Here is a 13045-nt window from a genome sequence, read left to right on the forward strand (position 1 = left end):
AGGCCGTCAATGCATCTATGCTGCACCACTTTAACGGCCGATCCACTGCCGACTTGAACCGTAAAGGCCCGCGATCTCTTGACCATCCCTCTACTAGAAGCCGTAGCGCTCGCCTGTGAGCGAGACTGGCGGATGCTCTTCGAAAACCTCGCATTGCGTCTGGATCGCGGCGACATGCTGCAGATCAGCGGCCCCAACGGCAGCGGCAAGACCAGCCTGCTGCGCCTGCTGGCCGGCCTGATGCAGCCGACCAGCGGCCAGGTGTTGCTCAATGGCGAGCCGCTGCACAGCCAACGGATAGAGTTGGCCCACAATTTGTTGTGGATCGGCCATGCCGCCGGCATCAAGGACCTGCTGAGCGCCGAAGAGAACCTCAGTTGGCTCTGCGCCCTGCACCAGCCGGCCAACCGCGAGGCCATCTGGCAGGCGCTGGCGGCTGTCGGGCTGCGTGGTTTTGAAGATGTGCCGTGCCATACCCTGTCCGCCGGCCAGCAACGCCGGGTCGCCCTGGCGCGGTTGTACCTCGAGAGTCCGGCGCTGTGGATCCTCGACGAGCCGTTCACCGCCCTGGACAAGCAAGGTGTCGCCCAGTTGGAAGAGCACCTGGCCGCCCATTGTGAACAGGGCGGCATGGTGATCCTGACCACCCACCACACCATGACCCGGATGCCGGCCGGTTACCGTGATATCGACCTGGGGCAGTGGGCCGTATGAGTGTTTTTGCGCTGTTGGTGGCCCGCGAGGCCCGGTTGTTGTGTCGCCGTCCGGCGGAGCTGGCCAACCCCTTGGTATTTTTCGCAATTGTTGTCGCATTGTTTCCATTGGCAGTGGGACCTGAGACTCAATTGTTGCAAACCTTGTCTCCGGGCCTGGTCTGGGTAGCTGCCCTTTTATCGGTTTTGCTCTCGCTGGACGGGCTTTTCCGCAGTGATTTCGAGGACGGATCCCTTGAGCAGTGGGTCCTTTCGTCGCACCCCCTGGCTCTTCTGGTTTTGGCCAAGGTACTGGCACACTGGGCGTTTTCCGGCCTGGCATTGGTATTGCTTGCGCCGTTGCTGGCCTTGATGCTCGGTTTGCCTGCCGCCTGTCTGCCGGTTTTGCTCTTGTCGCTGTTGCTGGGTACACCGGTGCTGAGCCTGCTCGGTGCGGTCGGCGCGGCGCTGACGGTGGGTTTGAAGCGTGGCGGCTTGCTGCTGGCGCTGTTGATTCTGCCGTTGTATATCCCGGTGTTGATCCTGGGCAGTGGCGCCTTGCAGGCGGCACTTCAGGGCATGCCGGCGACCGGGTATCTGCTGTGGCTTGGGAGCCTGACCGCCCTGGCAGTTACCCTGACACCCTTTGCAATAGCTGCTGGCCTGAAGATCAGCGTCGGCGAATAATGAGGTCTGGTCAAAAAACGACCAGTAAAGACCCTGGCTTTTCGTGTTGACGAAAAGCAACCGTGATGGAAACAGCAATGAACTGGACCTGGTTTCACAAGCTCGGCTCGCCCAAGTGGTTTTACGGCATCAGCGGCAAAGTGCTGCCCTGGCTGAGTATCGCCGCCGTGTTGCTGATCGGCATTGGAGTGGTCTGGGGCCTGGCGTTCGCACCGCCGGACTACCAGCAAGGCAACAGCTTCAGGATCATCTACATCCACGTGCCGGCGGCCATGCTGGCGCAGTCGGTGTATGTGATGCTGGCGGTCTGCGGCATCGTCGGGCTGGTGTGGAAGATGAAGCTGGCCGACGTCGCCCTGCAATGCGCGGCTCCAATTGGTGCCTGGATGACCGCCGTGGCGCTGGTCACCGGGGCGATCTGGGGCAAGCCGACCTGGGGTTCGTGGTGGGTCTGGGATGCGCGACTAACGTCGATGCTGATCCTGCTGTTCCTGTACTTCGGTCTCATTGCGCTGGGCAACGCCATCAGCAATCGTGACAGCGCCGCCAAGGCGTGCGCGGTGCTGGCGATTGTCGGGGTGATCAACATCCCGATCATCAAGTATTCGGTGGAGTGGTGGAACACCCTGCACCAGGGCGCGACCTTCACCCTCACCGAAAAACCGGCGATGCCGGTGGAGATGTGGCTGCCATTGCTGCTGACGGTGTTGGGTTTCTACTGTTTCTTCGGCGCGGTGCTGTTGCTGCGCATGCGCCTTGAAGTGCTCAAGCGCGAAGCCCGGGCCAGTTGGGTCAAAGCCGAAGTGCAAAACAGCCTGGAGGCCGCCTCATGAGTTTTGCTTCATTGGGCGACTTCCTCGCCATGGGCCATCACGGTCTATATGTCTGGTCGGCCTATGGCATCTGCCTGGCGGTACTGGCCCTCAACGTGGTCGCGCCGATCCTGGCCCGCAAGCGTTATCTGCAACAAGAGGCGCGTCGTCTGCGCCGGGAGAACAGCAAGTGAATCCGCTGCGTAAAAAACGTCTGCTCATCATTCTCGCGATCCTGGTGGGGGTTGGCGCTGCTGTCGGCCTGGCCTTGAGTGCCTTGCAGCAAAACATCAACCTGTTCTACACCCCGACCCAGATCGCCAATGGCGAAGCCCCGCAAGATACGCGCATCCGCGCCGGTGGCATGGTCGAGGCCGGTTCCCTGAAACGTTCCGGCGATTCGCTGGACGTGAAATTCGTCGTCACCGACTTCAACAAATCCGTGACCATCACCTACCGTGGCATCCTTCCGGACCTGTTCCGCGAAGGGCAGGGCATCGTCGCCCTGGGCAAGTTGAATGCCGAGGGCGTGGTGGTGGCTGACGAAGTGCTGGCCAAGCACGACGAGAAGTACATGCCGCCGGAAGTGACCAAGGCGCTCAAAGACAGTGGTCAATCCGCCCCGACACCCGTGAAGGAGGGTTGATCCATGACGTCCGGCATCTTTATTCCCGAGTTGGGCCACCTGGCGATGATCCTCGCCCTGTGTTTTGCCATCGTCCAGGCGATCGTGCCGTTGTTCGGTGCCTGGCGCGGTGACCGCATGTGGATGGGCCTGGCCCAACCTGCCGCCTGGGGGCAGTTCGCCTTTCTGGCATTCTCCTTCGGCTGCCTGACCTACGCCTTCATGGTCGACGACTTCTCCGTCGCCTATGTGGCCAACAACTCCAACAGCGCCTTGCCGTGGTATTACAAGTTCAGCGCCGTGTGGGGCGCCCACGAAGGTTCGCTGCTGTTGTGGGCGATGATTCTGGGTGGCTGGACCTTCGCCGTGTCGGTGTTCTCGCGGCAATTGCCGCAGATCATGCTGGCGCGGGTGCTGTCGGTCATGGGGATGATCAGCATCGGCTTCCTGCTGTTCCTGATCCTCACCTCGAACCCGTTCGAGCGCATCCTGCCGCAGATGCCTACCGATGGCGCCGACCTCAACCCGTTGCTGCAGGACATCGGCCTGATCGTTCACCCGCCGATGCTGTACATGGGCTACGTCGGCTTCTCGGTGGCCTTCGCCTTCGCCATTGCCGCCTTGATGGGCGGTCGCCTGGATGCCGCATGGGCTCGTTGGTCACGTCCGTGGACCATCGTCGCCTGGGCGTTCCTGGGCATCGGCATCACCCTCGGTTCGTGGTGGGCCTACTACGAACTCGGCTGGGGCGGCTGGTGGTTCTGGGACCCGGTAGAAAATGCCTCGTTCATGCCTTGGCTGGTCGGCACGGCGCTGATTCACTCCCTGGCCGTGACCGAAAAACGTGGCGTGTTCAAAAGCTGGACCGTACTGCTGGCGATCGCTGCCTTCTCGCTGAGCCTGCTGGGGACCTTCCTCGTGCGTTCCGGGGTCCTGACGTCGGTCCACGCCTTTGCCTCGGACCCTGAGCGTGGCGTGTTCATCCTGATCTTCCTGCTGTTTGTGGTGGGCGGCTCGCTGACCCTGTTCGCCCTGCGCGCGCCGGTGGTCAAGAGCCATGTGGGCTTCAACCTGTGGTCGCGGGAAACCCTGCTGCTGGGCAACAACCTGGTGCTGGTGGTGGCGGCCTCGATGATCCTGCTCGGTACCCTGTACCCGCTGATTCTCGACGCCATGACCGGGGCCAAGCTGTCGGTCGGCCCGCCGTACTTCAACGCCCTGTTCATTCCGTTGATGGCGTTGTTGATGGTGGTGATGGCCGTCGGCGTGCTGGTGCGCTGGAAGGACACCCCGGTGAAGTGGCTGGTGGGCATGCTCACGCCGGTCTTGCTGGGCAGTGCTGCGCTGGCAGTGGTGGCCGGGATCGCCTATGGCGACTTCAACTGGGCCGTGCTGGCGACCTTCATGCTCGCCGCCTGGGTGCTGTTGGCCGGGGTCCGCGACATCCTCGACAAGACCCGCCACAAAGGCCTGATCAAGGGCCTGCCGACTCTGACCCGCAGTTACTGGGGCATGCAGGTCGCGCACCTGGGGATTGCCGTGTGCGCCCTGGGCGTGGTCCTTTCCAGCCAGAACAGCGCTGAGCGCGACCTGCGTCTGGAGCCGGGCGAGTCGATGGAACTGGCCGGCTATCACTTTGTGTTCGAGGGGGCCAAGCATTACGAAGGGCCGAACTTCACCTCCGACAAGGGCACCGTGCGGGTGATCAAGGGCGGCAAGGAAGTCAGCGTGCTGCACCCGGAAAAACGCCTGTACACCGTGCAGAACTCGGTGATGACCGAGGCCGGGATCGACGCTGGTTTCACCCGTGATATCTACGTCGCCCTTGGCGAGCCATTGGGCGAAGGTGCCTGGGCCGTGCGGGTGCACGTCAAGCCGTTCGTGCGCTGGATCTGGTTCGGCGGCCTGCTGACCGGCTTTGGCGGGTTGCTGGCAGCGATGGATCGGCGCTATCGGGTCAAGGTGAAAAGCCGGGTGCGTGAAGCGCTGGGCATGTCGGGAGCGGCTGCATGAGACGTTGGTTGATGGTGTTGCCACTGGCGCTGTTTCTGCTGGTGGCGGTGTTTCTGTACCGCGGGTTGTACCTCAATCCGTCCGAGTTGCCTTCGGCAATGATCGGCAAGCCGTTCCCGGAGTTCAGCCTGGTCAACGTGCAGGGTGACAAGACCCTGACCCGCGCTGATCTGCTGGGCAAGCCGGCGCTGGTCAACGTCTGGGGCACCTGGTGCATTTCCTGCCGGGTCGAGCACCCGGTGTTGAACAAGCTGGCCGAGCAGGGCGTGGTGATCTACGGGGTGAACTACAAGGACGTGAATGCCGATGCCTTGAAGTGGCTGGCCGAGTTCCACAATCCGTACCTGCTGGACATCCGTGACGAGGAGGGCTCCCTGGGCCTGAACCTGGGCGTCTACGGGGCGCCGGAAACCTTCTTCATCGACGCCAAGGGGATCATCCGCGACAAGTACGTGGGGGTGATCGACGAGGTGGTCTGGCGTGAACAACTGGCGGCCAAGTATCAGGCGCTGGTGGATGAGGCCAAGCCATGAAGCGCTGGTTTGCCGCTGTGGTCCTGGGCTTGAGCCTGGCCGGCGTGGCGCATGCCGCCATCGACACCTACGAGTTCGCCAAGGACGGGGATCGCGAGCGTTTTCGCGAACTGACCAAGGAACTGCGTTGCCCCAAGTGCCAGAATCAGGACATTGCCGATTCCAATGCACCGATTGCCGCCGATCTGCGCAAAGAGATTTTCCGCATGCTCGGCGAGGGCAAGGACAACCAGCAGATCATCGACTTCATGGTCGACCGTTATGGCGACTTCGTCCGCTACAAGCCCGCCCTGACCGGCAAGACCGCCCTGTTGTGGTTTGGCCCGGCCGGGCTGTTGCTGGGTGGCGTGGTGGTGATTGCCCTGATCGTCCGTCGTCGGCGCGTTGAACGCGCGGCTGGCAAGGACACGCTTTCTGCCGAGGAGCGCGAGCGCCTCGACCAACTGCTGGACAAAAACACTGATGATTGATTTCTGGCTTGCCGCAGGTCTGCTGCTCCTGGTTGCCCTGAGTTTTCTGTTGATCCCGGTTCTGCGTGGCCGTCGTGCCCAACGTGAAGAGGATCGTACCGCGCTGAACGTGGCGCTTTATCAAGAGCGCGTGGCCGAGTTGCAGACGCAGCAGGCTGAAGGCGTGCTCGATGCTACACAAATGACCGCAGGGCGCGACGAAGCCGCTCGTGAGCTGCTGGCCGACACCGAAGGCGCCGACGTCGGCCGGGTATCCCGCCTGGGCAAGCCGTTGCCGCTGCTGGCGGCAATCCTGGTGCCGGTGCTGGGCCTGGGCCTGTACCTGCACTTTGGTGCCAGCGACAAGGTTGAGTTGACCCGCGAGTTCGCCCAGGCGCCGCAATCGATGGAAGAAATGACCTTGCGCCTGGAGCGTGCCGTAGCGGCACAACCGGATTCCGCCGAGGGCCTGTACTTCCTTGGTCGTACCTACATGGCCCAGGACCGTCCAGCCGACGCGGCGAAGATCTTCGAGCGAACCGTGGCCCTGGCGGGTCGCCAGCCCGAACTGCTGGGTCAATGGGCCCAGGCCCAGTACTTTGCCGACAACAAGAAATGGTCGGACAAGGTCCAGGCGCTGACCGACGAAGCACTCAAGGCCGATCCAAAGGAAGTCACCAGCCTGGGCCTGCTGGGTATCGCCGCCTTCGAAAGCGAGCGCTACCAGGACGCTATCGACTACTGGAACCGCCTGTTGGCCCAACTGCCGACCGAGGACGCTTCCCGTGCCGCGCTGCAAGGCGGCATTCAGCGGGCCACGGAAAAACTCCAGGAAAGCGGCGTGACTGTCGCCAAGGCCCCAGCCGTCGCGGCCAAGCCGGTGGCCTTGCTCAAGGTTTCGGTCGACCTGTCGGCCGAGGTCAAGGCCAAGGTCCTGCCAGGTGACAGCGTGTTCATCTTCGCTCGCGCCGTTTCCGGCCCGCCGGCCCCGCTGGCAGCCAAGCGCTTGACGGTTGCCGACCTGCCGGTGACCGTGGAACTGGGCGACGCGGATGCAATGATGCCGCAGTTGAAACTGTCGAACTTCCCTGAAGTCCAACTGGTTGCACGGGTATCCCGCGCCGGCCAACCGACTGCCGGCGAGTGGGTCGGACGCAGCCAACCAATGGCCAGCAGCACCACCGCGCCGCAATCGTTGACCATCGACAGCCCGGACCAATAATCAGGAAATGCCGCTATGACCGTACTCGCTCGAATTACCCTGCTCAGCCTGGTTCTAGGGTTAAGCGCCTGTACGGTCCAGCAGCCCACTCCAGACACCAGCCCGTTGCCACCGATCCCGCCGTCGGGCCCGACCACCAAGCCCAAGCCCACGACGGCTCCCGGCAAGCCGGTGACGCCGAACAAGCCGGCCAAACCCTTGCCACGCACCTCCGCCAGTTTCGCTCCGCCACCAGGTGGCAACAGTCATTGGGATGCGAAACTGGGGGTCTACGTCCTCGACGACCAGAGCAACGTCTTCTACCGCCAGCGCACCTATTACCGCTGGGATAACGGCTGGAGCCGCAGCATCAGCCCCCAAGGGCCGTGGGAAGACACCGATATCCATGGCGTGCCTTCGGGGTTGGGCAGGCATTATCAGTAATTTTTAGTCTGCGCTTTGTGTACTGAGGTTGCTCCACCGTTGAGCGCAGAGAGGCAATGTTCGCCGCTTCACTTGAATATTGCAGAAAGCGCTGCAACAGAGGCGCGATCTACGTCTATTATCCTGTCCGGTAAATTCGCGGGACAAAAAGTAGGGGTGGGGTTGTGTTAAAGAGCTTGAAACTTAGCCATGTAGGACCGCTTCCAGAAATGGAAGTGGAATTTTCCAGTCGGTTAAATTTGATCACTGGTGACAATGGTTTGGGTAAAAGCTTTTTGCTGGATATAGCTTGGTGGGCATTGACCCGGCGTTGGCCCAGCGATTTAAATCGAGCGCTGACGGGGGGCAATATGGTCCGTCCGAACGACTCGGCAAAGGCAAGAATTGATTTTTCAGTTTCCGCAAAAACCAAGGACGTTTCTTATTCGACGTCCTTTTCTTCGTTGGATCAAGCGTGGACGGGTAAGGCGGGGCGGCCTATCAATCCGGGCTTAGTGCTCTACGCCATGGCTGATGGGAGTTTTGCTGCATGGGATCCTGCCAGGAATTACTGGCTAAAAAAAGGCAATCTCGATGTCCAAGATAGAGTTCCGGGCTATGTGTTCAGTTCACGTGAAATTTGGGATGGTCTCGTCGACAGTGAGCGAGGCCTCTTATGCAATGGGCTGATTTCGGACTGGGCAAGTTGGTATAAAGAAAAAGGTGAGTCATATGAACACTTGTGCGCAGCGCTAGCCAAGTTATCTCCTGAAGAGGGGGAGCCACTCGTGATGGGGCCACTGACCCGTATCGGGCTGGATGACCCTCGAGATATTCCCACCTTAAAGATGCCCTATGGGCAGAATGTTCCCGTTGTTCATGCGTCGTCTGGAATGAAGCGCGTACTTGCGATTGCGTACCTGCTGGTCTGGAGTTGGCAGGAGCATGTCAAGGCGTCGGCTCTTTTGGGGCAAGAAACGACTCCACGTCTGACATTTTTGATCGATGAAGTGGAATCGCACTTGCATCCCCGCTGGCAGCGCTCTGTGGTTGGAGCTTTACTTGATGTAGTGACGGCCCTTTCTCCAAGTGCACAGGTACAAATTCTTCTGGTAACCCACTCGCCTCTCGTCATGGCTTCAGTAGAACCTCGTTTCGACAGATCACAAGACGCCTGGTTTGATTTGGATTTGTCAAAGAACAAAGAAAATGGCAAGACGGAAGTTCAGTTTAAACAGCGTGAGTTCGTTCGTTTAGGAGAAGTTTCCCGGTGGTTGACAAGCGATGCATTCGATTTGGGAAGTGCTCGCTCCATCGAGTCTGAGAGGGTCCTGGAGGAGGCATCGAGGGTCTTGTCTGAAGAAGTAATTGATGAGCGGCTGGCCATTTCCCTGGATCTGAGATTGCGAGAGTTGTTGGGTGATACCGATCCGTTCTGGATCCGCTGGCGATACGTAGGTCTAAAGCAGGGATGGCTCAAATGATTCCTGTGCGAGGACAGCCAGAGCCTGCATCCTTCAATGCCAAGGTTAGAGTCAAAGGCATTGCTCATTTGACGTCGAAGGGGTTGGCGCTGAACAAGCCACTTCCTTCTGGGACTGAGGTAAGTCCCTATTGGCGTGAGAGCCTGACAGACCTTCATGTGGCTTATGAAGGTATTTGTGCTTATTTAGGTATTTATTTCGAGCGCGTCGGCGGAGTTAGTGTCGATCATTTCATAGCCAAGTCTGTGAGTGCTGCGGATATTTATGAGTGGGACAATTATCGTCTCGCGTGCTCAACCATGAACAGTCGCAAGCGTGATTACAATACAGTGCTAGACCCATTTCACTTGGCAAAAGATCTTTTTCACTTGCAGTTATCCACTGGGCATATTTATCCAAAGCCAGGAATAGCTGCTCGGCCGATGAGGTTGATTGAGGAAACGATAGAAACCTTGGGGTTGGATGACGCAATATGCCGAGAGATCAGATCCAGACGGTATCAGGAATATTTGCAGTATCAGCTTCCAGCAGACTACCTTAAATTGACATCTCCTTTTATTTGGTCTGAGGCCAACCGTCAGGGGCTTCTATAGGTACTTGGTTTTTGGCGCTGGCAATCAGTATCCTTGAGTTTCCGGATGTTGCGGTCACTGGAACCCTGCTGCCGGTTGATTTAGATTTCCCGGTCATTCCAGGGAGTCAGGAGTCTTCATGCACAAGTCGGTGTTAAATCCCTCCAGTGTTTTCAACTCGCTGCAGTACGGATTCAGCCAGGCGGTTGAGGTTCGTGGCGGGCGTCGGTTGCTGTTGTCCGGCCAGGTCGGTGTCGACGAGCATGAGCGTACGGTAGCGCCTGGCTTGCGCGAGCAGACTGACAAGGCGTTCGATAACATCGAGGCGATATTGCGCGAGGCGGGCGGGGACCTGTCCCATGTGGTGGTGATGCGGATTTACATCGCCGAGACCGCGCGCGATGAACAAGAGCAGATCACCCAGGTGTTGCTGGAGCGCTTCCCGAGCAATCCACCAGCGTCTTCCTGGGTGATTGTCAGTGGGCTTTCGTTGCCGCAGTGGCTGATCGAAGTGGAAGTGGAAGCGATGTTGCCCTAGAACGGGCATCGACAAAAAAAGGCGACCCGCAGGTCGCCTTTTTTCGTTTCAGTGCAGCTTATTGGCCGCTGTAGATCTTGTCGAAAATCCCACCGTCGTTGAAGTGGGTCTTCTGCACGGTGCGCCAGTCACCAAAGGTTTTTTCTACCGACAGGAAGTCGACTTTCGGGAAACGGTCGGTGTACTTGGCCAGCACCGCCGGGTCACGTGGGCGCAGGTAGTTGGCGGCCGCAATTTCCTGACCTTCTGGGGACCACAGGTACTTCAGGTATTCCTCGGCAGCGGCACGGCTGCCTTTCCTGTCGACGACTTTGTCGACCACGCTGACCGGTGGCTCGGCTTCGGCGGAGACGCTTGGGTAGATCACTTCGAACTGGTCGCGACCGAACTCGCGGGCAATCATTTCCGCTTCGTTCTCGAAGGTCACCAGCACGTCACCGATCTGGTTGGTCATGAAAGTGGTGGTGGCCGCACGGCCGCCGGTGTCGAGGACTGGGGCTTGTTTGAACAGTTTGCCGACGAAGTCCTTGGCCTTGTTCTCATCGCCGCCGTTTTTCAGCACGTAGCCCCAGGCAGACAGGTAGGTGTAGCGGCCGTTACCCGAGGTTTTCGGGTTGGGCACAATCACCTGCACGCCGTCCTTGAGCAGGTCGGGCCAGTCTTTCAGGGCCTTGGGGTTGCCCTTGCGGACGATGAATACGGTGGCCGAGGTAAACGGTGCGCTGTTGTTCGGCAGGCGGGTAACCCAGTTTTCCGGGACCAGTTTGCCGTTGTCGGCCAGGGCATTGATATCGGTGGCCATGTTCATGGTAATGACGTCAGCCGGCAGGCCGTCGATCACCGAACGTGCCTGTTTGCTGGAGCCGCCGAAAGACATCTGCAGGGTGATGGTTTCGTTGTGCTCGGCTTGCCAGTGTTTCTGGAAGGCAGTGTTGTAGTCCTTGTAGAAATCGCGCATCACGTCGTAGGAAACGTTAAGCAGGGTTGGTGCGGCTTGAGCCACGCTAGCGAGGGTCAGGCCAGCGGCCAGGAGTGAGGCGCCAAAGATCTTTTTCACTGCACATTCCTTTTGTTCGAGAGAGTGAAGGCATTTTGCCGTCGACTATAGCCGGGGCTCTATAGCTCTTTAAAGATTAAAAAGTACTTTGCTTATTCGATTTTCTTAAATAGCGCATTACCGCAACGTGAGCAGAACGCTGCGCCGTGCTCATGGCTGTTTTTCTTGCACACCGGGCAGTCGTGTTGCAGTTGCTCGCCGCGCATGGCGTTGGCCAGTTCTGCGGTAAAGATGCCCGTCGGCACGGCAATGATCGAGTAACCAGTGATCATTACCAGCGATGAGATCACCTGGCCCAGGGGTGTCTTGGGCACGATATCGCCGAAGCCCACGGTGGTCAGGGTGACGATCGCCCAGTAGATGCCCTTGGGGATGCTGGTGAAGCCGTTCTGCGGGCCTTCGATCACGTACATGAGGGTGCCGAACACCGTCACCAGGGTGCACACGCTGACCAGGAACACCACGATCTTCTGCTTGCTGCCGCGCAGCGCCGCCATCAGGTAGTTGGCTTGCTTGAGGTAGGGGCTGAGCTTGAGTACGCGGAAGATCCGCAGCATACGGATGATGCGGATAATCAGCAGGTACTGGGCGTCGCTGTAGTACAGGGCGAGTATCCCCGGCACGATCGCCAGCAGGTCGACCAGTCCATAGAAGCTGAACGCATAGCGCAACGGCTTGGGCGAGCAGTACAGGCGCAAGCCGTACTCGATGGCGAAGATCAAGGTGAAGCCCCACTCGATGTAGGCCAGCACGTTGGCATAGTCGCGGTGGATGCTGTCGATGCTGTCGAGCATCACGATCACCAGGCTGGCGAGGATGATCAACAGCAGGATGCCGTCGAAGCGCCGTCCGGCCTGGGTGTCGCTCTGGAACACGATGACGTGAAGTTCTTCGCGCCAGTTTTTGCTGCTGTCCATGGAAAACGCCTGAATCAATGATCAGCGCAGCCTAGGTTGATTCTCCTCCAGAGTGCAAGGCGTATGGGCGACAGCGGTCTTCGCGAACATTTGCACGGCGCTGCGCAGCAGCCAGCAGGCAACAATGAACGGCGCGGTCAGCGTGGGCAGGCCGATGGCGGCAAACAGCGGTGTCAGCAACAAGGCCAAGGTTATGCCGAGCAGCGGCAACCACGGTTGCTGGCGTTGCGAACTGAGGGCGAGGGCGGCGAGCACGGCGTTGTAGCCACCGAGGCCGAGCAATGCGCTGTAGAAGTCGTGATGCAGCATGCTCCAGCCCATGCCCGCGACAGAGGCCAGCAATGCCCAGCAGAAGGCGCGGCGGTCGGCGATCAGCAATCCGCCGGCAATCAGCGCACCGGCCAGCGGATGCCCGAGGAACATCACCTGGCCGATTCCTTTGAAGGGGGCTGCGAGCATGTTCAGCGAGTTGACTTCGATCAAGTGCGCGGTTGTCGGGGGCGTGGCGAAACACAGCAGCAGCCAGCTCAGCACGACGAAGGGTGTGGTGTAGGCCGGCAGGTATTGGCTGACCCGCACGCGTTTGAGCCACTGTTGCGTGATCATTGCGCTCAGGCCGCCGGCGGCCAGGATCAGTGGTGGCAGCAGCGCCGACCAGGGGAAATACAGGCTCAGCAGCAAGCCGAGCAAGACCCCGTTGTAACTGAAAAGCCCGGCCTGGCGATCGGCCTTGGCATAGTTGCGGCGTTGCGCGGTGAGCAGTCCCGCGACCCCGCCCAGTAACGCACCGCCCAGCAAGGCCGGCGCGGTAAACAGGATGGCGCAGAGGCACAGCAGGCCGCACAGCGGATTGCGCTGGAGGAAGATCTGGCTGAAGCCGTTGAGCAGCGCAGTCGCCCAGTCGGGGCAGTGGCTGTTGAAGTGGTTGGCAGGCATGGCAGTTCTGCAAGGTCAAAGGGAGCGAATTGGTCGAGCGTGACCCCGGCTGATCGCCAGCAGGCTGGCTCCCACACTGAATCTTGGTTCAGTCTTGATTCTGAGA

The 13045-nt window shown here is 59.8% G+C and carries 16 protein-coding genes; 13 read left to right on the forward strand and 3 right to left on the reverse strand.

Annotated elements, in window-relative coordinates; all coding sequences use genetic code 11:
* The first annotated feature begins 132 nt into the window (after positions 1-132).
* The 13 genes from ccmA (at position 133) to QMK50_RS21685 (ending at position 10029) form a co-directional block, all read left to right on the forward strand.
* Complete coding sequence (ccmA, locus tag QMK50_RS21625; protein ID WP_237234965.1) at positions 133-714, forward strand: cytochrome c biogenesis heme-transporting ATPase CcmA; 582 nt, start codon at positions 133-135, stop codon at positions 712-714.
* Positions 711-1379, forward strand: a complete 669-nt coding sequence (ccmB, locus tag QMK50_RS21630) for a heme exporter protein CcmB (protein ID WP_095169955.1) — start codon at positions 711-713, stop codon at positions 1377-1379. The genes ccmA and ccmB overlap by 4 nt, the downstream gene beginning before the upstream one ends.
* A 77-nt stretch (positions 1380-1456) precedes the next feature.
* Positions 1457-2212: a heme ABC transporter permease gene (locus QMK50_RS21635; RefSeq protein ID WP_320333915.1), complete on the forward strand. Its 756-nt coding sequence runs from the start codon at positions 1457-1459 to the stop codon at positions 2210-2212.
* A complete protein-coding gene (ccmD, locus tag QMK50_RS21640) occupies positions 2209-2385 on the forward strand; it encodes a heme exporter protein CcmD (RefSeq protein ID WP_095169953.1) in 177 nt (58 codons plus the stop codon). The genes QMK50_RS21635 and ccmD overlap by 4 nt, the downstream gene beginning before the upstream one ends.
* Positions 2382-2837, forward strand: a complete 456-nt coding sequence (gene ccmE, locus QMK50_RS21645; protein ID WP_095169952.1) for a cytochrome c maturation protein CcmE — start codon at positions 2382-2384, stop codon at positions 2835-2837. The genes ccmD and ccmE overlap by 4 nt, the downstream gene beginning before the upstream one ends.
* Positions 2838-2840: 3 nt before the next feature.
* Entirely contained in the window at positions 2841-4829 is a 1989-nt protein-coding gene (locus QMK50_RS21650; protein WP_320333916.1) for a heme lyase CcmF/NrfE family subunit, read from the forward strand.
* Complete coding sequence (locus QMK50_RS21655) at positions 4826-5362, forward strand: DsbE family thiol:disulfide interchange protein (RefSeq protein ID WP_095169950.1); 537 nt, start codon at positions 4826-4828, stop codon at positions 5360-5362. Before QMK50_RS21650 ends, QMK50_RS21655 begins: the two co-directional genes overlap by 4 nt.
* Positions 5359-5832, forward strand: a complete 474-nt coding sequence (locus QMK50_RS21660) for a cytochrome c-type biogenesis protein (RefSeq protein ID WP_095169949.1) — start codon at positions 5359-5361, stop codon at positions 5830-5832. The genes QMK50_RS21655 and QMK50_RS21660 overlap by 4 nt, the downstream gene beginning before the upstream one ends.
* Entirely contained in the window at positions 5825-7033 is a 1209-nt protein-coding gene (gene ccmI, locus QMK50_RS21665) for a c-type cytochrome biogenesis protein CcmI (protein ID WP_320333917.1), read from the forward strand. Before QMK50_RS21660 ends, ccmI begins: the two co-directional genes overlap by 8 nt.
* Before the next feature lie 15 nt (positions 7034-7048).
* On the forward strand, positions 7049-7456 hold the full coding sequence (locus QMK50_RS21670) for a hypothetical protein (RefSeq protein ID WP_320333918.1): 408 nt from the start codon (positions 7049-7051) through the stop codon (positions 7454-7456).
* A gap of 164 nt (positions 7457-7620) precedes the next feature.
* On the forward strand, positions 7621-8919 hold the full coding sequence (locus QMK50_RS21675) for an AAA family ATPase (RefSeq protein ID WP_320333919.1): 1299 nt from the start codon (positions 7621-7623) through the stop codon (positions 8917-8919).
* The gene (locus tag QMK50_RS21680; protein WP_320333920.1) at positions 8907-9512 is read left to right on the forward strand and encodes a hypothetical protein; all 606 of its coding nucleotides are present in this window, start codon (positions 8907-8909) and stop codon (positions 9510-9512) included. The genes QMK50_RS21675 and QMK50_RS21680 overlap by 13 nt, the downstream gene beginning before the upstream one ends.
* Before the next feature lie 118 nt (positions 9513-9630).
* Complete coding sequence (locus QMK50_RS21685) at positions 9631-10029, forward strand: RidA family protein (protein ID WP_320333921.1); 399 nt, start codon at positions 9631-9633, stop codon at positions 10027-10029.
* A gap of 58 nt (positions 10030-10087) precedes the next feature.
* Here QMK50_RS21685 and QMK50_RS21690 read toward each other — a convergent pair whose 3' ends face one another.
* The 3 genes from QMK50_RS21690 to QMK50_RS21700 all read right to left on the reverse strand — a co-directional run bounded on the left by QMK50_RS21690 (position 10088) and on the right by QMK50_RS21700 (position 12939).
* Positions 10088-11086: a sulfate ABC transporter substrate-binding protein gene (locus QMK50_RS21690; protein WP_095169945.1), complete on the reverse strand. Its 999-nt coding sequence runs from the start codon at positions 11084-11086 to the stop codon at positions 10088-10090.
* Between the two features lie 92 nt (positions 11087-11178).
* Entirely contained in the window at positions 11179-12003 is an 825-nt protein-coding gene (locus QMK50_RS21695; RefSeq protein WP_095169944.1) for an ion transporter, read from the reverse strand.
* Positions 12004-12024: 21 nt separating this feature from the next.
* Positions 12025-12939 (reverse strand): urea transporter, encoded by a 915-nt coding sequence (locus tag QMK50_RS21700; protein WP_159994430.1) that lies wholly within the window; start codon positions 12937-12939, stop codon positions 12025-12027.
* Between the last annotated feature and the right edge of the window lie 106 nt (positions 12940-13045).

The sequence above is a fragment of the Pseudomonas sp. P5_152 genome, from assembly GCF_033989915.1.
GTDB lineage: Bacteria > Pseudomonadota > Gammaproteobacteria > Pseudomonadales > Pseudomonadaceae > Aquipseudomonas.

Bases quoted from the DNA above. Each gene is read 5' to 3' on its own strand.
- QMK50_RS21670 (WP_320333918.1), top strand. From the start codon at position 7,049: ATGACCGTACTCGCTCGAATTACCCTGCTCAGCCTGGTTCTAGGGTTA.
- QMK50_RS21635 (WP_320333915.1), top strand. From the start codon at position 1,457: ATGAACTGGACCTGGTTTCACAAGCTCGGCTCGCCCAAGTGGTTTTAC.
- QMK50_RS21660 (WP_095169949.1), top strand. From the start codon at position 5,359: ATGAAGCGCTGGTTTGCCGCTGTGGTCCTGGGCTTGAGCCTGGCCGGC.
- QMK50_RS21650 (WP_320333916.1), top strand. From the start codon at position 2,841: ATGACGTCCGGCATCTTTATTCCCGAGTTGGGCCACCTGGCGATGATC.
- ccmI (WP_320333917.1), top strand. From the start codon at position 5,825: ATGATTGATTTCTGGCTTGCCGCAGGTCTGCTGCTCCTGGTTGCCCTG.
- QMK50_RS21655 (WP_095169950.1), top strand. From the start codon at position 4,826: ATGAGACGTTGGTTGATGGTGTTGCCACTGGCGCTGTTTCTGCTGGTG.
- QMK50_RS21700 (WP_159994430.1), bottom strand. From the start codon at position 12,939: ATGCCTGCCAACCACTTCAACAGCCACTGCCCCGACTGGGCGACTGCG.
- ccmA (WP_237234965.1), top strand. From the start codon at position 133: ATGCTCTTCGAAAACCTCGCATTGCGTCTGGATCGCGGCGACATGCTG.
- QMK50_RS21685 (WP_320333921.1), top strand. From the start codon at position 9,631: ATGCACAAGTCGGTGTTAAATCCCTCCAGTGTTTTCAACTCGCTGCAG.
- QMK50_RS21680 (WP_320333920.1), top strand. From the start codon at position 8,907: ATGGCTCAAATGATTCCTGTGCGAGGACAGCCAGAGCCTGCATCCTTC.
- QMK50_RS21695 (WP_095169944.1), bottom strand. From the start codon at position 12,003: ATGGACAGCAGCAAAAACTGGCGCGAAGAACTTCACGTCATCGTGTTC.
- ccmB (WP_095169955.1), top strand. From the start codon at position 711: ATGAGTGTTTTTGCGCTGTTGGTGGCCCGCGAGGCCCGGTTGTTGTGT.
- ccmD (WP_095169953.1), top strand. From the start codon at position 2,209: ATGAGTTTTGCTTCATTGGGCGACTTCCTCGCCATGGGCCATCACGGT.